Here is a 24,070-nt window from a genome sequence, read left to right as displayed (position 1 = left end):
CCCGTCTCCTGTCCGTCATCCCGGGCGCAGCCGGCTCAGTCGGGCTGGTCGCCGTTCAATCGCTGCTCACCGGCATAGGGTTCGAGGCCGAGCGCCCCGGCCAGGCGGGTCAGCCGGCGAATGACGCTCTCCCCAGCGAACACGCCGGAATCCTCTCGCAGATCCAGCACCAGCCGGCCGTCGGTGATGCTGAGCGCCGTATTGGCGAGGAGTTGCGGCGTGCCGCCCGACAGGGTGTAGGCCAGTTGCAGGGCCGCGCCGAGGGATTCGGCTCGTTGCACGGAGGCCATGTCCAGCAGCATGCGCGCCGGCGCCAGGAACGGCGCGTCCACTTCCGCCTCGTAACGCATCGCGATGGTCAGAGCGAGGAAGGCGCGAGCATGATGGTCGATGCCGGTGCCGGACTGGCGCAGCACCCGGAGAAAACCCTGTTCGGCCCGGTACTCAGGATGATCGTGGCTCGCGACGTCCGAGAACCAGCAGGCGGCCTCGCGCAGCAGGCGCTGCTCCGTCGTCTCGCGCAGGTGCAGGGCCGCCGTCCAGTTCATCAGCGCGGGCGGCAGGCTGGGATCGCGGCTGAAGACCATCGCCATGTCACGGGCGGCGGCGGTCACCGGTTCGGCCGCACGCACGGAGGGGGGCATGACATGCATCAGCCAGCCCTCGCGCAGACCATTGGCGCTGAAGACGACGCGGGCGGCGCCGGTGATGCGCAGCAGACGGCGCAGCACCACGGCGGCGAAGGGCAGATCCTCGATGCGCCGGCGCGGCAGGCCGGGCAGCCGTTCCAAGGCGCGGCGGCTGGCGCCAGCGACGACGCCCGCGAGATCCCGCGCCTCGTCCCGCTCGATGGTGTAGTGGTGCAGCATGTTGAGCGGGTAGCTCGTCTGCGCCATGTGGATACGGGCCAGCGCCCGGAAGGCGCCACCGACGAGGTAGAGATCCTGCCCCGCGCCTTCGCCGAGCCAGGGCACCTTGGCGGTATCCTCTTCGACGATGGTGCGCGCGCGGATGACGTCGCCGCCCGCGCGGTCGGCGAGCCGAATGACGCCGAGCCGCATCGTCTCGCTGCGCACGGCATGACCGCCGACGAGGCGCACCGCCTCCAGCGAGCCGCCGCCGATGTCGAGCAGGATGCCCTCGGCATGAGGAATGCCGCAGAGCACGCCAGCCGCCGAAAACTCGGCTTCCTCCTTGCCGGAGAGGATGCGGATCGGCACGCCGGGCAGACGCTCGCGGAGACCTGCCACGAATTCGGCGCCATTCTCGGCATCGCGCACGGCAGCCGTCGCCAGAACCTCGAAAGGATCGGCATTCATGGCGCGCGCCACGGCGTGGTAGCGCGTCATCACCGTCAGCGCCTGTTGAACGCCATCCTCGTTCAACCGCCCGGTCTGCTGCAGGCCGCGGCCGAGCCGCAGCACGGCCTTCTCGTTGAAGATGGCCACGGGATTGCGGGATTCGCCCTCGAAGACGACGAGGCGAACCGAGTTCGACCCCAAATCGACGACGGCACAGCGGGGGAGCGTCAGCGGTCTATCCCTTTTTCATGCGGCTTCCGTCCGACATGCTGTAGCAGGGAGGGGCCGTGAAGGGCAGAGCCACGGCCCGAGAGCGACGGGTTGGTCATGAAATAATTATGGGCCGAGATCGGTTTGCGCCCGCCCTGGACGCGCCGCCAGGTGCCGTCACCCCCCAACTCCCAGGACTGCATATTGTCCTTGAGGTCGACGACCATGATCTGGTCCAGCACCTGGGCATGCACCGTCGGGTTGCGGATCGGCACCAGCGTCTCCACCCGCATGTCCAGATTACGCGCCATCCAGTCTGCGCTGGAGATGAAGACCTTGGCATGGCGGCTGGGCAGGTTGTGGCCGTTGGCGAAGGCGACAATCCGGGCGTGCTCGAGGAAGCGCCCGACGATCGACTTCACCCGGATGTTCTCGGACAGGCCCGGAATGCCCGGCCGCAGGCAGCAGATGCCGCGCACCACGCATTTCACCGGCACGCCGGCGCAGGAAGCTTCATACAGCTGGTCGATCATCCGCTCATCGACCAAGGAATTGACCTTGAGCCAAATGCCGGAGGGGCGGCCTTCGCGGGCTGCAGTGATCTCGTCCTGAATCAGGTGCTTCAGGGTCTTGCGGGTGGTCAGCGGGCTGAAGGCGATGGCGTCCATCTTCTCGGGCTTGGCGTAGCCGGTCATGAAGTTGAACAGCCTGGCCGCATCCCGCGTCAGCTCCGGATCGCAGGTGAAGAAGCTGAGGTCGGTATAGATGCGCGCGGTGATCGGATGGTAATTGCCGGTACCGAAATGCGCGTAGGAGCGCACGCCGCCCCCTTCGCGCCGGACGACGAGTGAGAGCTTCGCGTGGGTCTTGAGCTCGGTAAAGCCGAAGACGACCTGCACGCCCGCCGCTTCCAGCGCGCGGGAGAGCCGGATGTTCGCCTCCTCGTCGAAGCGGGCCCGCAGCTCCACCATCGCGGTGACGGTCTTGCCCGCTTCCGCCGCCTCGATCAGCGCCTTGACGATCGGGCTGTCCTTGCTGGTGCGATACAGCGTCTGCTTCACCGCAACCACCGCCGGGTCCTGCGCCGCCTGGCGCAGGAACTGGACGACGACGTCGAAGCTCTCGAAGGGATGGTGGACGAGGATGTCCTTCGCGCGGATGGCCGCGAAGCAATCGCCGCCGAAATCGCGGATGCGCTCGGGGAAGCGGGGCGTATAGGGGCTGAACAGCAGGTCCGGCCGGTCATCGACGATGAGCTGCTTGAGATCGACGGTGCCGAGGATGCCGGCCTCCTCGAACACCTCTTCCTCGGGCGCCGCGACCGCATCGCGTACGATCTGCTTCAGCTCCTCCGGCATGGAGGCCTGAACGGTGAGGTTGATCGCAACCCCGCGGCGCCGACGCTTAAGCGCCGTCTCGTAGGACAGCACGAGATCGGCCGCTTCGTCCTCGAATTCGACGTCGGTGTCGCGGATGACGCGGAACAGGCCCTGGGCGTCACGCGCATAGCCGGGGAAGAGATGCTCGAGGAAGAGGCTGACGACCTCCTCCAGCATGACGAAACGGATGGCGCCCCCCGGCTCGGCGGCCGGCAGGCGGATGAAGCGCTCGACCTGGCCGGGCAGCGGGATCAGCGCCCGCATTACGTGCCGGTCGTGGTTGGAGACCAGCAGCAGCGCCAGAACCAGGCCCATGTTCGGAATGAAGGGGAAGGGATGCGCCGGGTCGATCGCGAGCGGCGTGAGAACCGGAAAGATGCGGTCCATGAAGAATGCGTCGAGCCATTCGCGCTCGGCGTCCGTCAGGCTGTCGATCTCGGCGACGACGAGTCCGGCCGCCGCCAGCTCGGCGCGCACCTTCGTCCAGGCGCGCTGCTGGTCGGCGATCAACCGTCGTGCGCGCGTATTGATCTGGGCCAGTTGCTGGGCCGGCGTCAGCCCGTCGGGGGAGGTGGCGAGCACGCCCGCCTTGGCCTGGCCGACCAGCCCGGCGACGCGGACGGAATAAAACTCGTCCAGATTGGAGCCGCTGATTGAAATGAAGCGGAGCCGCTCGAGCAGCGGGTGGTGGCGGTTCTCCGCCTCCTCCACCACGCGATGGTTGAAGTCGAGCCAAGACAGCTCGCGGTTGATGAAACGCTGAGGGCTGTCGTGCGGGATGGATTCGGCGGCGGGCTCAGAGGAAGAGGCCGCGGTCTCCGCCGCGGTGTGCTCATCCGCCGCTGCGGCGGCGATCATGTCTGCTGCGCTCATCCCCCCAGTCTAGATGAGAGCCTGCTCCTTTGGGGAGGGTTCACCGGCGGTGTTATCCGAAAATTCACAGGCCCCCTCGCCCATGGCCACCACCAGCTCCGCGGCCATGGCCCGAGTCACGCGGCCGCCTGCGGCCAGCGCCCATCGGTCGAGCCGGGCCGCTGCCTCACGCATCGCCGCCGGATGGCGGGGTAGCCGGGCGAGCAACCAGTCCTGCAGGCTTTCCCCGAGCACGAGCTGGCGTTCCGACAGCAGCCGCGCGAGGAGGGCGCGCAGCAGCGGGTCCTCGGCCGGCCGCACGGCGACGGCGGTCATAGCGCGCAGCCGGCTTGCGAGATCGGGCAGCTTCACACGCCAGCGGGCGGGTGCCGCGCGGCCGACCAGCAAGAGCGGCCGCCGCATTTCCGCCGCCAGGTTGACGAGATGGAGCAAGGCGGTTTCCTCGGGCACCGCATCGGCGTCGTCCACGGCGATGGTGGGCGCGCTGCCGATCTCCGGCAGGCGACGCAGCGTGGCGCCGTCCAGCAGCAAGGCGCCATGACGTTCGGCCCAGAGCTGAAGAAGATGGGTCTTGCCGCAGCCGGCCTCGCCATAGAGCGCGAGCCGCCCAGCGGGCCAGCCGGCGGTACGGCCGAGCCAGGCCCGCGCCTCCTCGTTCGAGGGGGCAGCGATGAAATCCTCCACCCGGAAGCGGGGCACATGGGCGAAGGGCAAAGCGAGTTGCCGGATGGAACCGTCGGCCTCGGCGGTCATATTGAACCCTATTGGCCGCGCGGCGGCGGGTCGAGATAAAGCGGACTCTGCAGGTAGCGCCGCAGCCAGAACCGCACGAGCACGCCGAGGGCCGCCGTGACCGGCACCGCCAGCAGAACCCCTAAGAAGCCGAATGCGGCGCCACCCGCAAGCAGGGCGAAGATCACCAGCACGTCGTGCAGCTCGACACGGTTGCCGAGCAGGCGGGGATAGATGACGTAGCCTTCCAGAATCTGGCCCAGCATGAAGACGGCCGCGACCCAGAACACGCCGGTCCAGGTCGGAAACTGGGCGATGGCGAGACCGATGGAGGTCACCGCCCCCGTGATCGTGCCAACATAGGGGATGAAGGAGATCAGTCCTGCCGTGAGGCCGACGATGAGGCCGAGATCAAGCCCGACGAGGGTGAGCCCAATGGAATAGAAGGCGGCCAGCAGCAGGCAGCACAGCAGCTGCCCGCGCAGCCAGGCGGAGAGGATGCGGTCCACCTCGTAGACCTGGGCACGGATGAGCTCGGCATAGCGCAGCGGCAAAACGGCATCGACCTTGCCCACCAGCTTCGGCCAGTCCCGCAGCAGATAGAAGGCGACGATCGGCGTCACCACGATCAGGGTGATGGCATTGACGATGGCGAAGCCGCTGCCGACCACATGGGTCAAAGCCCCGACGAGATAGGGGATCATGGCGCCGGCATGGGTCGCCACGATCTCGCGCAGTTTGCTGTCGACGAAATCGGCGCCGAGATGCTGCTGCAGATGGGACAGCGTGCCGTTTGCCCAAGCCTGCACCTTCACGACGTATTCCGGCACCCGCTGCAGCAGCAGGCCGATCTGCGACAGGATGATCGGATAGAGCAGCAGCACGAAGGTGAGCACCACCGCGACGAGGCCGATGACGAGCAGCAAGGCGGCCGCCCACCGCGGCATGCCGGCCCGATTCAGCCGGACCGCCACGGGGTCCAGGAAATAGGCGACGCCCCCGGCCGCGACGAAGGGCAGCAGGATCGACGAGAAGAGATAAAAGAAGAGCAGGAGGACAAGGATAAGACCCAGCACCAGGGCGATGCGCTGGCCCCGGCTCGCCTGCCGTGCGGGCGGCGCCTCGATCTCGGTCATCGGCACGGAATCATGGCAGAACCGGTGACCATGGCGGTTGCGCACGGACCGGCGGTTGCGCCACGAAGAGGGCTGTGATTGTTTCCGCGCCTCGCCAAACGAGCTTCCCGATTTGCTCGGGCGCGGGCCACCCGGCGTGGCTTGTCCCGAGCCTCCACGCCTAGCGCATCGAGGGCCTGAATGACCAGAGCGGCAACACCCGGCACCGGGGTCACCTACGCGGAAGCGGGCGTCGACATCGAAGCGGGCGATGCTCTGGTCGATGCCATCAAGCCGCTGGCGAAGGGCACGAACCGCCCTGGGGTGATGGGCGGCCTGGGCGGCTTTGGCGCGCTCTTTGATCTCAAGGCCGCGGGTTTCCGCGACCCCGTGCTCATCTCCTCGACCGATGGGGTTGGCACCAAGCTCAAGATCGCCATCGACCATGACCTGCACGACACGGTGGGCATCGACCTCGTCGCGATGTGCGTGAACGATCTCGTGGTGCAGGGCGCCGAGCCGCTGTTTTTCCTCGACTATTTCGCGACCGGTGCACTCGACGTCGCCTCCGCCAAGCGCGTGATCACCGGTATTGCGGAGGGCTGCCGCCTCTCCGGCTGCGCCCTAGTGGGTGGCGAGACGGCCGAAATGCCGGGCATGTATCAGTCGGGCGACTACGATCTGGCCGGCTTCACCGTCGGCGCCGCGGAGCGCGAGGCGCTGCTGCCCCGTGGCGTCGCGCCCGGCGACGTGCTGCTCGGCCTCGCGAGTTCCGGCGTCCATTCCAACGGCTTTTCGCTCGTCCGCCGCGTGGTGGAGCTTGCGGGCGCGGACATGAACGGCCCCTGCCCCTTCGCCGAAGGCCAGACCCTGGCGCAGGCGCTGATGGCGCCGACGAAGCTCTACGTCCTGTCCCTGCTCGCCTTGCACAAGAAGGGCCTGCTCAAGGCGGCCGCCCATATCACCGGCGGCGGGCTGCCCGGCAATCTGCCGCGCGCCCTGCCCGAAGGCACCCTCGCCCGCATCGACGCCGGCTCGTGGACCCTTCCGCCCGTCTTCCCCTGGCTCGCCCGCGCCGGCGGCATCGCCGCCGAAGAGATGCTGCGCGTCTTCAACTGCGGCATCGGCATGGTGGCTGTGGTGGCGGCGGAGCATGCCGCCGAGGCCCGCGCTTTGCTGGAAACGGCGGGGGAGACCGTCTTCGCGATCGGCACCATCGAAGCGGCCGAAGGTGAGCCGCGCACCGAGATCGCCATTCCCGCCGGCTGGCCGGCCTGATGGCCGGGCGCCGCCGCACGGCCGTGCTGATCAGCGGCCGTGGCTCCAACATGGTGGCGCTGATCAAGGCCGCCCGCGCCCCGGATTTTCCGGCCGAGATCGTGCTGGTGCTGTCGAACAACCCGGATGCCGGAGGGCTCGAGACCGCCCGCGCCGCCGGCATTCCCGCGGTCGCCATCGACCATCGGCCGTTTGGTAAGGATCGTGAGGCGCATGAAGCCCAGATCGACGCGGCGCTGCGCGCGGCGGAGGTCGAGATCGTCTGCCTTGCCGGCTATATGCGGCTGCTGACCCCCTATCTCGTCAGCCGCTGGGCGGGCCGGATGCTCAACATCCATCCCAGCCTGCTCCCCGAGCTCAAAGGTCTGCACACGCATGAACGCGCGATCGAAGCGGGCCATGTCGCGCACGGCTGCACGGTGCATCTGGTGACGGAAGATCTCGATGCCGGGCCGATCGTGGCACAGGCGCGCGTGCCTGTCCTGCCCGGCGACACGCCGGACACCCTCGCCGCCCGCGTGCTGGTGGAGGAGCACACGCTCTATCCGGAGGCGCTGCGGCGCTTTGCGGAGACGCTTAGCTGAAATGAAGAGGGCGGGTGCCGCAGCACCCGCCCTCTTCGTTCAACCACACGAAGGCTGGACTCAGCCGACGATTTCGGTCTCGGCGAAGAAATAGGCGATCTCGATCTTCGCGTTCTCGGCGCTGTCGGAACCGTGCACGGAATTGGCTTCGATGCTCTCGGCGAAGTCGGCGCGGATGGTGCCGGCATCCGCCTTCTTCGGGTCGGTCGCGCCCATCAGCTCACGGTTCTTCGCCACCGCGTTCTCACCCTGCAGAACCTGCAGCACGACCGGGCCGGAGATCATGAAGCCCACCAGGTCGTTGAAGAAGGGGCGCTCCTTGTGCACCGCGTAGAAGCCTTCGGCCTGGGCCTTCGTCAGCTGCACGCGCTTCTGGGCAACGATGGAAAGGCCGTTCTTCTCGAAGACCGCGTTGATCGCACCGGTCAGGTTGCGGCGGGTCGCGTCGGGCTTCAGGATGGAAAAGGTGCGCTCGATAGCCATGGGACTGGTCTTTCTTGCCTGTAGAATAAGGAAGTCGGTGCGCGCGGCTTTAGAGCTTCGTGGAGAGACCCGCAAGCCGCACCGTTCCAGCTTCCGCCAAATGTCGCTAAATCGGGCGCCATGAGCCTCCTCACCATTCGCAACCTGTCGATTTCCATCAAGGGCCGCCCGCTGCTCGAGAACGCCGATCTGACGGTCGATCCTGGCCGGCGCATCGGCCTCGTCGGCCGTAACGGCGCCGGCAAGTCCACCCTGATGCGCGCGATCTCGGGCGATCTCGTCCCCGATGGCGGGGACATCCGCCTCGCCGCCCGGGCCAAGATGGGCGCCGTCGCGCAGGAGGCGCCGGGCGGCAGCATCACCCCGCTCGAGGTGGTGCTGGCGGCCGACAAGGAACGCACCGCTCTACTGGCCGAGGCAGAAGCGCCGGGCACCGACCCGCATCGCCTCGCCGAAGTCCACGAGCGGCTGCGCACCATCGAGAGCGACAGCGCGCCGGCCCGCGCCGGCGCCATCCTCTCCGGCCTCGGCTTCTCCCTCGAAAAGCAGCAGGGACCCATGAGCGCGCTCTCCGGCGGCTGGCGCATGCGCGTAGCCCTCGCCTCCGCCCTCTTCGGCAACCCCGACCTGCTGCTGCTGGACGAGCCGACCAACCATCTCGACCTCGAAGCCTCGCTCTGGCTCGAAGGCTGGCTCGCCAAATTCCCAGGCGCCGCCCTCATCGTCTCGCATGATCGCGGCCTGCTCGACCGGTCGGTCGAGGCCATTGCCCATCTCGACCGCGGCAAGATTGCGCTGACCTCCGGGGGTTTCGCCGAGTTCCTGCGCATCCGCGCAGAGCGCGCGGCGCAGCAGAAGCGCATGGCCGAGAAAGTCTCCGCTGAGCGCGAGCGCATTCAGGCCTTCGTCGACCGGTTCCGCGCCAAGGCGACGAAAGCGCGGCAGGCGCAGAGCCGCCTCAAGGCCCTGGAACGCCTGCCGGCGGTGGAAAACGTGATCGAGGACGCACCGACCCGCTTCTCCTTCCCCGATCCCAGCCGCATCGCCCCGCCCATCCTGACACTGGACCGCGTCTCCATCGGCTATGGCGGGAAGCCGGTGCTGCGGAACATCTCGCTGAGCCTCGATACGGACGATCGGGTGGCGCTGCTGGGCGCCAACGGCAACGGCAAGTCGACGCTCGCCAAGCTCATCGCGGGCTCTCTCGCACCGCTCTCCGGCGAGGCGCGGCGGGCACCGGGGTTGAAGGTCGGCTATTTCGCGCAGGATCAGGCGGAGGCGCTGGTGCTCTCCGAAAGCCCGATCGACCATATGGCGCGCGCTCTGCCGAAGGCGCTGCCCGCACAGGTGCGCGCCCAACTCGCCCGCTTCGGCCTGGATGCCGACCGCGCCGAGACGAAGGTCGGCGAACTGTCCGGCGGTGAGAAGGGCCGCCTGCTGCTGGCACTCGCCACGCGCGACGCGCCGCATCTGCTCATCCTCGACGAGCCGACCAACCATCTCGACATCGACGCCAAGGAAGCGTTGATCCGGGCGCTGGCCGACTACACCGGCGCCGTGCTGCTGATCACCCACGACCCGCATCTGGTGGAACTGGTGGCCGACCGTCTGTGGCTGGTGGCGGACGGCACGGCGGTGCAGTTCGACGGCGACATGGATGACTACCGCCAACGCATCGCGGGCAGCACCGGCGGCCCGGCGAAGCTCGACGCCGCCCCCACCCGTCAGGATGACCGGCGGGAGCGCGCCGAAGCCCGTGCCGCGCTCGCCCCGCTCCGCAAGACCGCGCAAGACGCAGAGAAGAAGATCGCCAAGCTCACCGCCGACCGCGAACGCATCGAGAGCATCCTGGCCGACCCCGGCTTCTACGAGAAATACGGCGCCGCCGAGATCACCCGCGGGCAGCAGAAGCTCGCCGCCATCGCCCGCGAGATCGAAGCCGCCGAGGAAGCGTGGCTCGAAGCCTCAAGCGCGCTGGAAGCAGCACAGTAAGTTGAGGGGCGATTAACGGCCGGGCCGGACCTCTGCTAGACTCCCGGCCATGGAATTTCGCTCTCTCTATGCGCACGGCTTTGCCCGGGTCGCGGCCTGCACCATCGCGAGCAGCCCGGGCGACCCGGCGGCCAATGCCGCGGCCATTCTGGCAGAAGCCCGCCTGTGCCACGCAGAGGGCGTCGCGCTCTGCGTCTTCCCGGAACTCTCTGTCTCTGCCTATGCCATCGACGATCTGCTGCTGCAAGACGTGCTGCTCGACGGTGTTCTCGCGGCGCTTCAGGCGATCGCCGAAGGCAGCCAGGATCTGATGCCCATCCTGCTGGTCGGCGCCCCGCTGCGGCAGGGTTCCCGGCTCTACAACTGCGCCGTGGCGATCCATGGGGGGCAGATTCTCGGCGTGGTGCCGAAGGTGCACCTGCCCAACTACCGGGAATTCTACGAAAAACGCCATTTCGCCTCCGGCATGGGAACAGAGGGGCTCTTCATCACCCTCGCGGACCAGGAGGTACCCTTCGGCCCCGATCTGCTTTTCGAAGCCGAAGACATCCCGGGCTTCGTCCTGCATGTCGAAATCTGCGAGGACGTGTGGGTGCCGGTGCCGCCCTCCGCCCAGGGCGCGCTCGCGGGCGCCACGATCCTCGCCAATCTCTCCGCCAGCAACATCACCATCGGCAAGGCGGAGACGCGGACGCAGCTTTCGGCGAGCCAATCCGCCCGGTGCCTTGCCGCCTACCTCTATGCCGCCGCCGGCGCCGGCGAGTCCACCACCGACCTCGCCTGGGACGGCCAGGCCTCCATCTTCGAATTGGGCGAGACGCTCGCAGAGACGGAGCGTTTTCCGCTCGCGGCCCAGCGCGCCATCGCGGACGTCGATCTCGACCGGCTGCGCCAGGAACGCCTGCGCATGGGCAGTTTCGACGACAACGGCCGCAGCCTTGGCCTCGATGCCGCAAGCTTCCGGCGCATCGCGCTGCGGCTCGATCCGCCGACGCGCGATCTCGGCTTCAGGCGGCCGACGCAGCGCTTCCCCTTCGTGCCGGCCGACCCGGCCCGCCTCGATCAGGATTGCTACGAAGGCTACAACATCCAGATTAGCGGCCTCATCCAGCGGCTGCGCGGCATCGGCCTGCCGAAAATGGTCATCGGCGTTTCTGGCGGCCTCGATTCGACGCATGCGCTGATCGTGGGGGCGCGGGCAGCGGACCAGCTCGGCCTGCCCCGCTCCCACATTCTCGCCTATACCATGCCGGGCTTCGCCACCGGCGATGCCACCAAGGGCAATGCGATCCGCCTGATGGACAGCCTCGGCGTCACCTGGTCGGAACTCGACATCCGCCCGGCCGCGACCCAGATGCTGCGCGACATGGGCCATCCCTTCGGCAAGGGCGAACCAGTCTACGACATCACCTTCGAAAACGTGCAGGCAGGCCTGCGGACGGATTACCTGTTCCGGCTCGCCAACCATCAGGGCGCCATCGTGCTCGGCACCGGCGATCTGTCCGAACTCGCGCTCGGCTGGTGCACCTATGGCGTGGGCGACCAGATGTCGCACTACAACGTCAATGGCGGCATCCCGAAGACGCTCATCCAGCACCTCATCCGCTGGGTGATCCGCTCCGGCCAGTTCGCGCCCGAGGTCGGCGCCGTGCTGGAAGCCATCCTCAACACCGAAATCTCGCCCGAGCTGGTGCCCGCGGCACCAGGCGAGAAGCCGCAGAGCACGGAGGCCAAGATCGGCCCCTACGCGCTGCAGGACTTCACCCTGTTCCACGTGCTGCGCTACGGTTTCCGGCCCTCCAAGATCGCCTATCTGGCGCTCATGGCCTGGGAAGACGCCGCACGCGGCCACTGGCCGCCCGGCTTTCCAGAGGAGCGCCGGCAGGCCTATAGCCTGGCTGAGATCAAGCACTGGATGCGCGTCTTCCTGCAGCGCTTCTTCGCCTTCAGCCAGTTCAAGCGCTCGGCCATGCCGAACGGCCCGAAAGTCTCCGCCGGGGGCAGCCTGTCGCCGCGGGGGGACTGGCGCGCGCCGTCGGATGGCAATGCCCGCGCCTGGCTACACGAATTGGAGACCCGCGTGCCGGATCAGGCCGAGCACGCCTCCGCCCCCTTGTCATAGGCATCACAGTCTGGTCGAAACCAGTCATGGACGCTTCTTCCTCCCTCGCCGGCCGCCGTGTTCTCATCCTGGAGGACGAGGCGCTTCTCGCGATGCTGCTCGAGGACGTGCTGATCGAGTTGGGCTGCACCGTGGTGGGCCCTTTTGCCAAATGCGAGGACGCGCTTGCCTTCCTGGCCGAACGGCCGAACGGCTGCGACATCGGCATTCTGGACGTGAACGTCGCCGGGCAGCGGAGTGACGGCGTGGCCGAAGCCTTCGATCGCCTAAGCCTGCCGTTCGTCTTCAGCACCGGGTATGATGGCTCGGCACTCGACGCGCGCTGGCGCAACAAGCCGAGCCTGCGCAAGCCCTTCCGCGCAGCGGATCTGGAACGGCTGCTGCACCAGGCCCTGCCCGTCCGCTAGGCCGGGGGCAGCAGCCCCGCGAGCCAAACAGGCTAGCAGGCTCAGTCGTCGTCGTCGCTGGTGCGGCGAACCAGCACCTCGCGCTTGCCGACGTGATTGGCGGGGCCGACGATCCCTTCTTTCTCCATCTGCTCGATGAGGCGGGCGGCGCGGTTGTAGCCGATCTGAAGATGGCGCTGGATGAAGCTGGTGCTCGCCTTGCCTTCGCGGGCGACGAGCGCCACCGCCTGGTCGAAGAGCCCCTTCTCCCCCTCGCCGGCGCCCGGCATCGCGGCAGCCCCGCCGCCCGCAGGTTCTTCCTGCGCTTCCGTGACTTCTTCGAGGTAATTCGGCTCGCCCTGCTCGCGCAGGAAGGCGACGGCATCCTCCACCTCGCGGTCGGTGACGAAGGGGCCATGCACGCGGGTGATGCGCCCGCCGCCCGCCATATAGAGCATGTCGCCCTGGCCTAGCAGCTGCTCGGCGCCCTGCTCACCCAGGATGGTGCGGCTGTCGAACTTGCTGATCACCTGGAAGCTGATGCGGGTCGGGAAGTTCGCCTTGATCGTGCCGGTGATGACGTCCACCGACGGCCGCTGCGTCGCCATGATGACGTGAATGCCGGCGGCGCGCGCCATCTGCGCCAGGCGCTGGACCGCGGCTTCGATCTCCTTGCCGGCGACCATCATGAGATCAGCCATTTCGTCGATGACGACGACGAGGAAGGGCAGCGGTTCGAGAGCCAGCGGCTGCTCCTCGAAGATCGGCCGGCCGGTTTCGGCGTCGAATCCGGTCTGCACGCGGCGCGTCACCACCTCGCCGCGGGCGCGGGCTTCCGCCACGCGCTCGTTGTAGCCGCCGATGTTGCGCACCGAGAGCTGGCTCATGGCGCGGTAGCGACGCTCCATCTCCCGCACCGTCCATTTCAGCGCCGTCACCGCTTTCGCAGGCTCCGTCACCACGGGCGCCATGAGATGCGGGATACCGTCATAGACGGAGAGTTCGAGCATTTTCGGATCAATGAGGATGAGGCGGCAGTCTTCCGGCGAGAGGCGGAAGAGCAGCGACAGGATCATCGCATTGATGCCGACGGACTTGCCCGAACCGGTTGTGCCGGCGACGAGCAGATGGGGCATGCGAGCCAGATCGACGATGACGGGCGCGCCGCCGATGTCCTTGCCGAGCGCCAGAGGCAGACGGCCGGCATGGGAGCCCCATTCCTCGACCGATAGAAGCTCGCGCAGGAAGACCGTCTCGCGCTTGGCGTTCGGTACTTCGATGCCGATGACGTTGCGGCCGGGCACCGTCGCGATGCGCACGGCGGTGACGGAAAGGCTGCGCGCCACGTCGTCGGCGAGGCCGATGACGCGGGCAGAGCGGATGCCAGGGGCCGGTTCGAGTTCGTAAAGGGTGACGACAGGGCCGGGGCGGATCTCGACAATCGAACCCTGCACGCCGTAGTCGGAAAGCACCGTTTCCAGCAGGCGGGCATTGGCCTGCATCGCCTCGGGCGAGATGCCGACCTCATGCTGCGCCGGCGGCTCCTTCAGCAGGTCGAGCGAGGGGAACTGCCAATTCGCGTGGCTCGGCATCGGCAGGGGTTCGTCCCGGGCGACGCGACTCCGCTCGCGCGCCCGAATGCGGGTGTCGCCAGGTGCCGCGGCCTTGGCCGCGGGCGCCGGGGCTGCTGCGGGCGCCGTGCGCGCGGCTTTCAGGGCGGGTTCGCGACGGCCGGGTTCCGGCGCTTCCGTCTCCGGGTCCATCGGCGGCAGCTTGAAGATCGGATGCGGCTCATGCGCATCGGCCTCCTGGCCGGACCGGCTGCCCCAGTCTGGCAGGCGCGAAAAGAGGCCGCCGGCGCTGCGGCCAAGACCGCCGAGGCCGAAGGCGAAGCTGCGGCTGCCGCGCATGGACAAGGCCGCGGTATTGGCCGCGCTCAGGCGTGCGTGCGAGCCGACGGCGCGCCATTCCATGGCGGTGAGGCCAAGACCGAAGGCCGCGAGCGCAAGGCCGATCAGCAGCTGGATCACCCAGCCGACGGCGCCGCCCAGCGGGCCGAGCAGGGCGATGCCGGAATCGACGATGATGTGGCTGACGCCATAGCCCACCGCGCCGCCCCAGCCCGCGGCGAGCCAGGAGGCATCCCCACCCGGCACAGGCAGGCGCGCGAAAGTGCCGGCGAGAAACGGCATGGCCGCGACCAGAGCCAGGATGCGGAAGGAGAGATGGGTGAACCGGCGCTGCTCGGCGATGCGCCAGCCCCAGAGCAACATGATCCAGACGGGCAAGGTCCCGACCACGCCAAAGCCCTGCCAGGACAGGTCGGCGATGACCGCACCCGTCGGCCCCGCCAGATTGCGCACCACGGTGCCGGCCGTGTCGAAGGAGGCATCGGCGGGATGATAGGAGACCAGGGCGATGCCAAGCGCGATGCCGAGGAAACCGAGCAGAATACCGGCGAGAGATGCGAGCCTGCGGCGCACCAGCGCCATCAGGTTCGGCGAGAGAAGCCGGCGCGCTTCGGCGATTGCGGCCATCGGTATCCTTTCCATCGATCCCGGTGGTCACCGGACGATCGCGAATCGACGCCGGGCCATATTAGCAAAGTCGGTGGAAGACGCTTGTTCTTCCACCCTGGAGACAGCCGGACCGCCCTGCCCGGCCGTTCCGCCGCCCTCCACCGAGGGCGACCAAAGGTCAGAAGATGCTGGCGATACCGTGGGCGACGTTGCCGAAGAAGCCGCGCTTGCCGGTGTTGCCCGAGCCGCTCTGCTCGGCAACCTTGTTGGACGCGGTCGCCGTGGTGGTGCCGCTGCCGCTCGCGGCCGGAACCGTCGCGTTCACCAGCATCGGCTTGTAGATCGGGCGGTGCGGCGTGCCGCAGATGTCGTAGTTCACCGGCTGCAGCATCGGCTTGTCATTGGCGAAGTCCATCAGCTCCTTGGAGCTCTTCAGCGCCAGAACCTGGTCGAAGAGCGCCACGTTCTGCTGGCAGAACAGGGTGCCTTCGCGGATCGTCGCCTCCGACTGAACGTTCGCCAGCTGGGTGATGTAGGCATCATGCTCGGTCCGCCAGTTGCGGCCATAGTGATGCGAGAAATAGCTGTTCAGGGCCGTGTCCTCCTTCTGGAGGATCGGGCGGAAATTCATGACAAAGCTATTGTAGCGATCGCGCGTGTCGCAGGCGAGCGCGGTCACCATCAACTGGCTCTTCAGGCCGGCGACGTTCATCGCCGTCCCGTCGGTGGGCTTGAGACACGCTGCCGAGGCGACGCCGGGCGCGAGGAAGGCGGTAGCCATCAGGGAAGCGATGAGCCGACGCATGGGGAAACTCCGGGGCATTGGAACCAGTCTTTTCAGGATCACGGAACCGATAAGACGTGTGAGGTAAAGCCTGTATTCCTCAGATTTGCAAATAAATTTGTGCGACACAGCCGGCAGATTGCATTGGTCTCGGAGCACAAATTTTGCTCAGGCCCAGCCCATCGGAGGACTGGCAGGACGGCATCAAATTGCCTATAGGCGAAGTGGGCTCCATTAACGCAGGGGTGGCGAAGATTCCAGAGGATCTCTTTCAAAATTGCGACCCCGGCCCCTATGTGTGCGAACTCGCACCCGGCCGACCAGGAGACAACGGCGCCGCCCAAATGCTGCGCGACCGCATCAGCGCCATCGGCCTGGAAGGGCTTCGTGCCCGGGCCCGCGCCGCCGAGAACGACCTGATGAGCCTCGGCATCACCTTCACGGTCTATTCCGACGCCACGGCCATCGACCGCATCCTTCCCTTCGACTGTATTCCCCGCATCATCACCGCCGGCGAATGGCGCAAGCTCGAGACCGGCGTGCAGCAGCGGGTCGCCGCCCTGAATGCCTTCCTGCACGACATCTATCATGAGCAGCGCATCCTGAAGGACGGCGTGGTTCCATCGGATCTGGTCCTGGGCAACGCCAACTACCGGCCCGAGATGGAGGGCTTTCCCGTCCGCTTCGGGACCTATGTTCACATCTGCGGCATCGACATCATCCGCGACCAGCAGGGTGACTTCCGCGTGCTGGAGGATAATGCCCGCACACCCTCCGGCGTCTCCTACGTCGTCGAGAATCGCCATCTCATGCGCCGCGCCTTTCCCGATCTTCTGGCCGGCATGAACCTGATGCCGGTGGATGATTACGGCCGCCGGCTGCGCGAGGCGCTGACCGAGATCGCACCCGAAGGGGTGGAGGACCCGCAGGTCGTCCTGCTCTCCCCCGGCATCTACAATTCCGCCTATTTCGAGCACGTCTTCCTGGCGCGCGAGATGGGCGTGCCGTTGGTGGAAGGGGCGGACCTCACCGTCGAGGACGACCGCGTCTTCATGAAGACGACGGCGGGCCTGCGCGCCGTCCATTCCATCTACCGCCGCCTCGGGGACGATTTCCTCGACCCGACCGTCTTCCGGCCGGAAAGCCTGCTCGGCGTGCCCGGCCTCATCCGCGCCTGGCGGAAGGGGAACGTGGCGCTGGCCAATGCGGTCGGCACGGGCGTCGCGGACGACAAGGCCGTCTACGCCTACATGCCCCGGATCATCCGCTACTACCTGGACCAGGATCCGATCATCGCGAATGTCGAGACCCATATCTGCCGCGAGCCGGAGGGGCTGGCCTATACACTCGCGCATCTCGACGAGCTGGTGACGAAGCCCGTCGGCGAATCGGGGGGCTACGGCATCACCATCGGGCCTCGGGCGACGAAGGAGGAGCTGGAGGCCGCCCGCGGCGCCCTGCTCGCCAATCCCGCCAACTGGATCAGCCAGCCGGTGATCGGGCTCTCCACCTGCCCGACCCTGACCGATGAAGGCATCCGGCCGCGCCATCTCGACCTGCGCCCCTTCGCGGTGACCGGTCGCAGCACCTGGGTTCTGCCCGGCGGGCTGACCCGGGTCGCCCTCAAGGAAGGCAGCCTGATCGTCAATTCCTCCCAGGGCGGCGGTTCCAAGGATACCTGGGTGCTGGCCGAGGAGGTGCGGCGATGAGAGAGCAAGCCCCGCTGCTCGCACGCTATGCGGAAAGCCTGTTCTGGATGGCGCGCTACATGGAGCGCCTCGAGAATCTCGCCCGGCTCATCGACGTGACCCAGACCTATGAAAGCCCAGGCCTGGAAGCCGAGGCGTGGGATTCCCTCGTCCGCATCCATGCGGACGAGGCACATTTCGCCGAGAACCACGGCGCGGTCGACCCAGACGCGGTCAAGCGCTACTACCTGCTCGACCGCAGCAACCCGAATTCCATCATTTCCTCGATCGAGGCGGCGCGCATGAACGCCCGCACCCTGCGGCCGCTCATCAGCACCGAAATGTGGAAGCACCTCAACGACTTCCACCGCGATCTTCTGCGGCTCAGCGAAGCCGACGTGGAAGGCGACCATCTGTCCCGCCTCTGCTCCCGCCTCAAGGAATCGGTGCAGGCCCATACCGGCATCACGGAAGGCACGCTATTCCGCGACCAGGGCTGGCATTTCTATGAGATGGGACGCCTCATCGAGCGCGCGGACCAGACGACCCGCCTGCTCGACATCAAGTTCCACCGCCTGGCGCCCCGCAGTTCCCAGGACAAACGGCATGAAGAGCGGACGCAATGGAGCGCCATGCTGCGCGCCGTCGCCGGCTACCACGCCTTCCGCCGCATCGCGCCGGTGGAATTCACGCCGCGCGACGTCGTCGCCTTCATGCTGGCTGATGCGAGCTTCCCCCGCAGCGTCCTGCTCTGCCTCAGCCAGACCGAGTGGCATCTCTCGAAGCTCCGCACCAGCTATGGGCTGCGCGGCACGCGCGCGCCACTGGAGCAGATCGAAGACATGCGGGCGGCCCTTCTGGACCGATCTGCAGAACAGATCATATCGATCAGCCTGCATGATTTTCTCGACGGCATGCAGCGCGACCTCATCGCGCTGGCCGGCGCCATCGGCGATGCCTTTTTTCGCGATTGGCGGCCTAGCGCCTTGGCTTCCCAGTCGCAGAGCCAGGTGACCGCGCAACTCTGACGGGTCGCGGGATCGCCGCGACTTGCAGGCTGCGAAAGACAGATCTACGGGATTCTCGGAGCCGATCGGAGAACAACTTTCTCCGATCGGGGAATTGCCTTGTCGCTTCGGGGAAAATCCTTTTTATGGCCCGCATGATCCCCGTCTCCCTCGATCCCGGGGCCCTCAACCTCGCCCTTGCCGGCCACGGCGCGGCGGCGCTGCGCCGCTGGCGCCTGCTCGCCGAAGGTGGAGCGGCCCGTGCGCTGTGCTTCGCCGACGTGCCCGATCCGGCACTCGCGGCGGCGGCCGAGGCGCGCTATCGCGACGGCCTGCCGGATGACGCGGCGCTGGCCCGGCTCGACGTGCTCTGGATCGTCGGCATGGCGGACGAGGCGGCGGCACGGCTTGCAGAGGCGGCGCGGGCGCACAAGGTGCTGGTCAACGTGGAGGACCGGCGCGACCAATGCCTGTTCCACAACACGGCCGAGGTGCGGCGGGGCGACCTGCTGCTGACGGTCTCGACCAATGGCCGCAGCCCGGGGCTCGCCCAGCGCATCCGCGCCCACCTTGCCGAGACCTTCGGCGCGGAATGGGCGGAACGGTTGACGCTGCTGACCGCGCAGCGGGAGGCATGGCGCGTGGAGGGCTGCGACATCCCGGAACTCGCCGCGCGTACAGAGGCTTTTTTGAAGCAGACCGGCTGGCTTGCCTTCGCCCAGCCGCAGCGAAAGTGACCCAGAAGACCATGGCCAGCCTGCCCATCCTGCCGAACTCGGCGCCGTTCCGGCCCGAGGAGATCGCCGCCCTCAACGGCATCATCACCAAGAGCACGCCCGAGCAGCGGGCCTGGCTGTCCGGCTTCCTGGCAGGATTTCAGGCGGCGAGCGGCGGCGCCACGGCCGCGGCGCCACAGGCCCCGGCCCGCAAGGTGCCGCTACTGATCGTCTTCGCGACCGAATCCGGCAATGCCGAAACCTTGGCAGCGCAGACGCGCAAGGCCGCGCAGAAGCTCGGCTTCGCGCCCAAGGTGGCGGATGCCGCGGATGTGTCGATCGCCGACCTTTCGAAAACGGAAAACCTGCTCGTCATCGCCAGCACCTGGGGCGAGGGTGACCCGCCGCAGCGCGCGCAGGATTTCATGACGAGCCTGATGGCGGCCGATGCGCCCCGGTTCGAGAAGACGCGCTTCAGCGTGCTCGCCCTCGGCGACCGCGCCTATGTGAACTTCTGCCAGACTGGCCACCAGATCGACGACCGCCTGGCCGAACTCGGCGCCAAGCGCTTCGCTCCCATCGTCGAATGCGACGTCGATTTCGAGACGCCGGCGAAGAGCTGGATCGAGACGACGCTGAAGGCGCTGCAGAAGGAGACCGCGGACGAAGGCGCGGTCATCCACGTCGATTTCGCCCGCGCCCAGCCCGCCGAGGCGGCGATGGAAGAAGACGCCGAGCCCCTCTATACCCGCAACAACCCCTTCACGGCCGAGATCAGCGAACTGATCAACCTCAACGGCACCGGCTCCTCGGCCGAGACCTGGCACACCGAACTCTCGGTTGCGGGCTCGGGCCTTCTGCATGCACCGGGGGATGCGCTCGGCATCGTGCCGGAGAACGACCCGAAGCTGGTGGAGGAAATCCTGTCCCTCACCGGGCTGTCGGGCGACGAGACGGTACGCCAGGCGCTGACGGAAGCGCAGGACATCACGACGCTCACGCGCCCGCAGGTCGAAGCCTATGCGAAGCTCACCGACAGCACGGCGCTGAAGACGCTTGCTGCCGACGCCGACGCGCTGCGCGACTGGCTGCCGGGGCGGCAGGTCATCGACCTTTTGGAAGCGGCACCGGTAAAGCTGGACGCGAGCACGCTGACCAGCCTGCTGCGGCCGCTGCCTGGCCGGCTCTATTCCATCGCCTCCAGCGCCAAGGCAGCGGAGGACGAAATCCATCTGCTGATTTCCGCCGTTCGCTATGAGACGCATGGCCGCCGCCGCTCCGGCGTCGCCTCCGTCGACATCGCCGAGCGCCGTCGCAAGGGCGGCCCGCTCAAGGTCTATCTCAAGCCGAACCCGCACTTCCGCCTGCCAGCCGATCCCGACCGCGCGGTGATCATGATCGGCCCAGGCACCGGCGTCGCACCCTTCCGTGCCTTCATGCAGGAGCGCGAAGCGATCGGTGCCGGCGGAAAGAACTGGCTCTTCTTCGGCAACCGCCACTTCACGCACGACTTCCTGTACCAGCTCGAATGGCAGGAGTGGAAGAAGAGCGGCCTGCTCACCCGGATCGACACCGCCTTCTCGCGCGACCAGCGCCAGAAGGTCTATGTCCAGAACCGCATCTGGGAGCAGCGGCAAGAACTCTACGCCTGGATCGAGGAAGGTGCCGCCATCTATGTCTGCGGTGACGCGAACGCCATGGCGCGTGACGTGAACCACGCGCTGATCCGCGTCATCGCCGATCAGGCCGGGATCGACGAAACTGCCGCTTCCGCGAAGCTCGACGCCATCCGCCGCGAAGGCCGCTACCTGCGCGACGTCTACTGAAAGCTCTGAGACATGACGGACGACACCGAGAAGAAGCCGCTCTCCCGCAACGAAGGCATCAAGGCCGCCAGCCGTGGCTTGCGCGGCGGCATTGCCGAGGGCCTGCGCGACGTCATCACCGGCCAGCTGGACGAAGACGATACGCAGCTGACCAAGTTCCACGGCATCTATCAGCAGGATGACCGGGACGTGCGCGCCGAGCGCGGCCGCAAGAAGATGGAGAAGGCCTTCAGCTTCATGGCGCGCGTCCGCGTGCCGGGCGGGCAGATGACGCCGGCGCAGTGGCTGGCGTTGGACGACATCGCCGAGGAGCGCACCAGCGGCTCGCTGCGCGTTACGACGCGTCAGGCGATCCAGTTCCACGGCATCATCAAGAGCAACCTGCAGCCCGCCATCGCCAGCATCAACAAGGCGCTGATGGATACGCTCGCCGCCTGCGGCGACGTCAACCGCAACGTCATGTGCGCGGTCAACCCTTATGAAAGCGCGGTCCACGCCCAGGCGCTGAAGCTCGCTCAGGATATGAGCGATCATCTCTCGCCTCGTACCACCGCCTATCATGAGATCTGGATCGACGGCGAGAAGGTGGTCGACGCATCGCGCGACGCCGGCGAAGACGAAGAGCCGATCTACGGCAAGACCTACCTGCCGCGGAAGTTCAAGGCGACGGTCGCCGTGCCGCCGCAGAACGACGTGGACGTCTATGCCCACGACCTGTCCTTCGTCGCGCGGCTGGAGGACGGCAAGATCATCGGCTGGGACGTTTTGGTGGGCGGCGGCATGGGCATGACCCATGGCGAGACCGACACCTTTCCGCGCACCGCCGACGTGCTCGGCTTCTGCACGCCCGAACAGGCGATCGACGTCGCCGAGAAGGTGGTGATCGTGCAGCGCGATTTCGGCGACCGGTCCGTGCGCAAGCACGCGCGGCTGAAATACACCATCGAGCGCGGCGGGATCGACTGGTTCCGAGCGGAGGTCGAGAAGCGTCTGGGCTACGCGCTCGGACCCGTGCACACGCCGGTCTTCGCCGCGCGCGGTGACCGATACGGCTGGGTGCAGGGCGATGACGGCAACTGGCACGTCACCCTCTTCCTCGAAAGCGGGCGCGTGAAGGACTGGCCGGAGAAGAAGCTGCAGACCGGCATGCGCGAAATCGCGCGCATGCTGGACGGCCGCGCGGTGATCATCCTGACGCCGAACCAGAACCTCACCATCGCCAATATCGCGCCCGCGCAGAAGGCGGCGGTGGAGGCGCTGCTCGCCGAGCACAACATGGACATCACGGCCGATACCGGCCTGCGCCGCAACTCCATGGCCTGCGTCGCCCTGCCGACCTGCGGGCTCGCGCTTGCCGAGAGCGAGCGCTACATGCCGCACCTCCTTTCGGAGCTCGAGGCGCAGTTGGCGAAGGCGGGCCTCGACCAGGATGACATCGTCATCCGCATGACCGGCTGCCCGAATGGCTGCGCGCGTCCCTATCTCGCCGAGATCGCCTTCGTCGGCCGTGGGCCCGGCACCTACAACCTCTATCTCGGCGGCAATTTCTCGGGCGAACGGCTGAACAAGCTCTACGCCCAGGACGTCGGCGAAGCAGCAATCCTCGACAAACTCGGCCCGCTCTTCATCCAATATGCCAAGGAGCGGACGGAGGGCGAGCGGTTCGGTGACTTCGTCATTCGCACCGGCCATGTCGCCGCGACCACCGCGGGCAACAATTTCCACGAGAATCTGCGCCTCGTCTGACGGGCTTCCGTTTTCGTGAACATGCCCTAGCTATGGGACGGCCGCCCGGTTCTCGGGCGGCCTTTTTCCTGCCTGGAGGTCCGCATGGCGTGGATGATCTGGCCCGTCGTCATCCTGGCGACGGCCTGTGTCATTATTCGGCCCTGGCGTCTGCCCGAAGCGATCTGGGCGGTGCTGGGCGCATTCATTCTCGTCATCCTCGGCCTGGTACCCTGGCGGGACGCGGTCTCCGCCATCGGGCGCGGCACGGACGTCTATCTCTTCCTCATCGGCATGATGCTGCTGTCGGAAGTGGCGCGGCGCGAAGGTCTGTTCGACTGGCTGGCGGTCTTCGCCGTCCGCCAGGCCCGCGGCTCCTCCCGCCGGCTCTTCCTGCTCATCTATGCCGTGGGCACCGTCGTCACCGCCTTCCTCTCGAACGACGCGACGGCGGTGGTGATGACGCCCGCCGTCTTTGCGGCAGCAAAACATGCGAAGGCCGAGCCGCTGCCCTATCTCTTCGTCTGCGCCTTCATCGCCAATGCCGCGAGCTTCCTGCTGCCGATTTCGAACCCGGCCAATCTCGTGCTCTACGGCAACCACGTGCCGCCGCTCTTCGCCTGGCTCGCCCATTTTCTGGTCCCCTCCCTGCTCGCGGTGGGGGCAACCTTGGGCATGCTCCTGCTCGTCGAACGACGGCATCTGACGGCGCCGGTGGACAGCAGCATCGCCCAGCCGTCTCTGCCGGCGGGCGGCGCCGCGGCGGCGCTCGGCATCGTCGCGACGGCCGTGCTACTGCTGGCCGCCTCGGCCGCAGACATGCAGCTCGGCCTGCCTACGGCCGTCGCCGGCGGCCTCACCACCGCCTTCGTTCTCTGGCGGAAGGGTGAAGCCCCGTGGGAGACGCTGCGCGGCGTCTCCTGGGCCGTCTTGCCGCTGGTCGCCGGGCTCTTCGTGCTGGTGGAGGGGTTGCGGCAGACCGGTGCACTTGCCGCCCTCGCCCATTTCCTCGATCAGACGGCGCAGCACTCGGTGCAAGCCGCAGCCTGGGGAGCCGGCCTCGTCATCGCCTTCGGCTGCAACCTGACGAACAACCTGCCTGCCGGGCTGATCGCGAGTTCCACCATCGCCGCCGACCACCTGCCCCGCCAAGTCACGGATGCGCTGCTCATCGGTGTCGATCTCGGCCCGAACCTCTCCATCACCGGCTCACTCGCCACCATCCTGTGGCTGACGGCGATCCGGCGCGAGGGCGAGGACGTGACCTTCCGCACCTTCCTCGCGCGCGGCGTGCTCGTCATGCCGCCGGCACTGCTGCTGGCGCTCGCGGGGCTGCTGCTGCGGTAGACG

Annotated in this window: 18 protein-coding genes; 11 read left to right on the top strand and 7 right to left on the bottom strand. The window is 67.4% G+C overall.

Annotation, left to right across the window (positions count from 1 at the left end; translation table 11 throughout):
* Positions 1-35: 35 nt before the first annotated feature.
* The 4 genes from ACYQ6W_RS11270 to ACYQ6W_RS11255 are packed head-to-tail and all read right to left on the bottom strand — an operon-like array spanning position 36 to position 5,631.
* Complete coding sequence (locus ACYQ6W_RS11270) at positions 36-1,532, bottom strand: Ppx/GppA phosphatase family protein (RefSeq protein ID WP_459675551.1); 1,497 nt, start codon at positions 1,530-1,532, stop codon at positions 36-38.
* Complete coding sequence (locus ACYQ6W_RS11265; RefSeq protein WP_459675382.1) at positions 1,529-3,763, bottom strand: RNA degradosome polyphosphate kinase; 2,235 nt, start codon at positions 3,761-3,763, stop codon at positions 1,529-1,531. Before ACYQ6W_RS11265 ends, ACYQ6W_RS11270 begins: the two co-directional genes overlap by 4 nt.
* A gap of 9 nt (positions 3,764-3,772) precedes the next feature.
* Positions 3,773-4,516 carry a P-loop NTPase family protein gene (locus tag ACYQ6W_RS11260; RefSeq protein ID WP_459675380.1) on the bottom strand — a complete coding sequence of 248 codons (744 nt, stop codon included), beginning with the start codon at positions 4,514-4,516 and terminating at the stop codon, positions 3,773-3,775.
* An 8-nt stretch (positions 4,517-4,524) separates the two neighbouring features.
* Complete coding sequence (locus tag ACYQ6W_RS11255) at positions 4,525-5,631, bottom strand: AI-2E family transporter (protein WP_459675378.1); 1,107 nt, start codon at positions 5,629-5,631, stop codon at positions 4,525-4,527.
* Between the two features lie 180 nt (positions 5,632-5,811).
* Here ACYQ6W_RS11255 and purM point away from each other — a divergent pair, with 180 nt between their 5' ends.
* On the top strand, positions 5,812-6,888 hold the full coding sequence (gene purM, locus ACYQ6W_RS11250; protein WP_459675377.1) for a phosphoribosylformylglycinamidine cyclo-ligase: 1,077 nt from the start codon (positions 5,812-5,814) through the stop codon (positions 6,886-6,888).
* Complete coding sequence (gene purN, locus ACYQ6W_RS11245) at positions 6,888-7,472, top strand: phosphoribosylglycinamide formyltransferase (RefSeq protein ID WP_459675376.1); 585 nt, start codon at positions 6,888-6,890, stop codon at positions 7,470-7,472. Before purM ends, purN begins: the two co-directional genes overlap by 1 nt.
* Before the next feature lie 60 nt (positions 7,473-7,532).
* On the opposite strand, the gene ndk is transcribed toward purN, so the two are convergent.
* Positions 7,533-7,955, bottom strand: coding sequence for a nucleoside-diphosphate kinase (gene ndk, locus ACYQ6W_RS11240; RefSeq protein ID WP_459675375.1), 423 nt, complete (start codon positions 7,953-7,955; stop codon positions 7,533-7,535).
* Positions 7,956-8,075: 120 nt separating this feature from the next.
* Between ndk and ACYQ6W_RS11235 the strand changes: the two genes are divergently transcribed.
* The 3 genes from ACYQ6W_RS11235 to ACYQ6W_RS11225 are packed head-to-tail and all read left to right on the top strand — an operon-like array spanning position 8,076 to position 12,476.
* Positions 8,076-9,947, top strand: a complete 1,872-nt coding sequence (locus ACYQ6W_RS11235) for an ABC-F family ATP-binding cassette domain-containing protein (RefSeq protein ID WP_459675374.1) — start codon at positions 8,076-8,078, stop codon at positions 9,945-9,947.
* 49 nt (positions 9,948-9,996) lie between these two features.
* Entirely contained in the window at positions 9,997-12,069 is a 2,073-nt protein-coding gene (locus tag ACYQ6W_RS11230; RefSeq protein WP_459675373.1) for an NAD(+) synthase, read from the top strand.
* Positions 12,070-12,095: 26 nt separating this feature from the next.
* Entirely contained in the window at positions 12,096-12,476 is a 381-nt protein-coding gene (locus tag ACYQ6W_RS11225; RefSeq protein WP_459675372.1) for a response regulator, read from the top strand.
* Between the two features lie 41 nt (positions 12,477-12,517).
* Here ACYQ6W_RS11225 and ACYQ6W_RS11220 read toward each other — a convergent pair whose 3' ends face one another.
* The gene (locus ACYQ6W_RS11220; RefSeq protein WP_459675371.1) at positions 12,518-14,992 is read right to left on the bottom strand and encodes a DNA translocase FtsK; all 2,475 of its coding nucleotides are present in this window, start codon (positions 14,990-14,992) and stop codon (positions 12,518-12,520) included.
* 160 nt (positions 14,993-15,152) lie between these two features.
* On the bottom strand, positions 15,153-15,779 hold the full coding sequence (locus ACYQ6W_RS11215) for a hypothetical protein (protein ID WP_459675370.1): 627 nt from the start codon (positions 15,777-15,779) through the stop codon (positions 15,153-15,155).
* 224 nt (positions 15,780-16,003) lie between these two features.
* Between ACYQ6W_RS11215 and ACYQ6W_RS11210 the strand changes: the two genes are divergently transcribed.
* The 6 genes from ACYQ6W_RS11210 to ACYQ6W_RS11185 all read left to right on the top strand — a co-directional run bounded on the left by ACYQ6W_RS11210 (position 16,004) and on the right by ACYQ6W_RS11185 (position 24,067).
* Positions 16,004-17,467: a circularly permuted type 2 ATP-grasp protein gene (locus ACYQ6W_RS11210; protein WP_459675369.1), complete on the top strand. Its 1,464-nt coding sequence runs from the start codon at positions 16,004-16,006 to the stop codon at positions 17,465-17,467.
* A complete protein-coding gene (locus ACYQ6W_RS11205; RefSeq protein WP_459675368.1) occupies positions 17,464-18,474 on the top strand; it encodes an alpha-E domain-containing protein in 1,011 nt (336 codons plus the stop codon). The genes ACYQ6W_RS11210 and ACYQ6W_RS11205 overlap by 4 nt, the downstream gene beginning before the upstream one ends.
* A gap of 125 nt (positions 18,475-18,599) precedes the next feature.
* Positions 18,600-19,190: a precorrin-2 dehydrogenase/sirohydrochlorin ferrochelatase family protein gene (locus tag ACYQ6W_RS11200; RefSeq protein WP_459675367.1), complete on the top strand. Its 591-nt coding sequence runs from the start codon at positions 18,600-18,602 to the stop codon at positions 19,188-19,190.
* A complete protein-coding gene (locus ACYQ6W_RS11195; protein WP_459675366.1) occupies positions 19,187-20,995 on the top strand; it encodes a diflavin oxidoreductase in 1,809 nt (602 codons plus the stop codon). The genes ACYQ6W_RS11200 and ACYQ6W_RS11195 overlap by 4 nt, the downstream gene beginning before the upstream one ends.
* A 12-nt stretch (positions 20,996-21,007) precedes the next feature.
* On the top strand, positions 21,008-22,741 hold the full coding sequence (locus ACYQ6W_RS11190) for an NADPH-dependent assimilatory sulfite reductase hemoprotein subunit (protein ID WP_459675364.1): 1,734 nt from the start codon (positions 21,008-21,010) through the stop codon (positions 22,739-22,741).
* 84 nt (positions 22,742-22,825) lie between these two features.
* Positions 22,826-24,067, top strand: coding sequence for an arsenic transporter (locus ACYQ6W_RS11185; protein WP_459675363.1), 1,242 nt, complete (start codon positions 22,826-22,828; stop codon positions 24,065-24,067).
* Positions 24,068-24,070 lie beyond the last annotated feature (3 nt).

This window comes from Acidisoma sp. 7E03 (genome assembly GCF_054665075.1).
The sequence above is the reverse complement of the archived record's forward strand: the minus strand, read 5'-3'. Positions and strand labels throughout refer to the sequence as shown.

Excerpts from the sequence above, each read along its gene's own strand:
- ACYQ6W_RS11265 (WP_459675382.1), bottom strand. The coding sequence starts at position 3,763 with ATGAGCGCAGCAGACATGATCGCCGCCGCAGCGGCGGATGAGCACACC.
- ACYQ6W_RS11255 (WP_459675378.1), bottom strand. The coding sequence starts at position 5,631 with ATGACCGAGATCGAGGCGCCGCCCGCACGGCAGGCGAGCCGGGGCCAG.
- purN (WP_459675376.1), top strand. The coding sequence starts at position 6,888 with ATGGCCGGGCGCCGCCGCACGGCCGTGCTGATCAGCGGCCGTGGCTCC.
- ACYQ6W_RS11215 (WP_459675370.1), bottom strand. The coding sequence starts at position 15,779 with ATGCGTCGGCTCATCGCTTCCCTGATGGCTACCGCCTTCCTCGCGCCC.
- ACYQ6W_RS11205 (WP_459675368.1), top strand. The coding sequence starts at position 17,464 with ATGAGAGAGCAAGCCCCGCTGCTCGCACGCTATGCGGAAAGCCTGTTC.
- ACYQ6W_RS11200 (WP_459675367.1), top strand. The coding sequence starts at position 18,600 with ATGGCCCGCATGATCCCCGTCTCCCTCGATCCCGGGGCCCTCAACCTC.
- ndk (WP_459675375.1), bottom strand. The coding sequence starts at position 7,955 with ATGGCTATCGAGCGCACCTTTTCCATCCTGAAGCCCGACGCGACCCGC.
- ACYQ6W_RS11185 (WP_459675363.1), top strand. The coding sequence starts at position 22,826 with ATGGCGTGGATGATCTGGCCCGTCGTCATCCTGGCGACGGCCTGTGTC.
- ACYQ6W_RS11225 (WP_459675372.1), top strand. The coding sequence starts at position 12,096 with ATGGACGCTTCTTCCTCCCTCGCCGGCCGCCGTGTTCTCATCCTGGAG.
- ACYQ6W_RS11190 (WP_459675364.1), top strand. The coding sequence starts at position 21,008 with ATGACGGACGACACCGAGAAGAAGCCGCTCTCCCGCAACGAAGGCATC.
- ACYQ6W_RS11220 (WP_459675371.1), bottom strand. The coding sequence starts at position 14,992 with ATGGCCGCAATCGCCGAAGCGCGCCGGCTTCTCTCGCCGAACCTGATG.
- purM (WP_459675377.1), top strand. The coding sequence starts at position 5,812 with ATGACCAGAGCGGCAACACCCGGCACCGGGGTCACCTACGCGGAAGCG.
- ACYQ6W_RS11260 (WP_459675380.1), bottom strand. The coding sequence starts at position 4,516 with ATGACCGCCGAGGCCGACGGTTCCATCCGGCAACTCGCTTTGCCCTTC.
- ACYQ6W_RS11230 (WP_459675373.1), top strand. The coding sequence starts at position 9,997 with ATGGAATTTCGCTCTCTCTATGCGCACGGCTTTGCCCGGGTCGCGGCC.
- ACYQ6W_RS11235 (WP_459675374.1), top strand. The coding sequence starts at position 8,076 with ATGAGCCTCCTCACCATTCGCAACCTGTCGATTTCCATCAAGGGCCGC.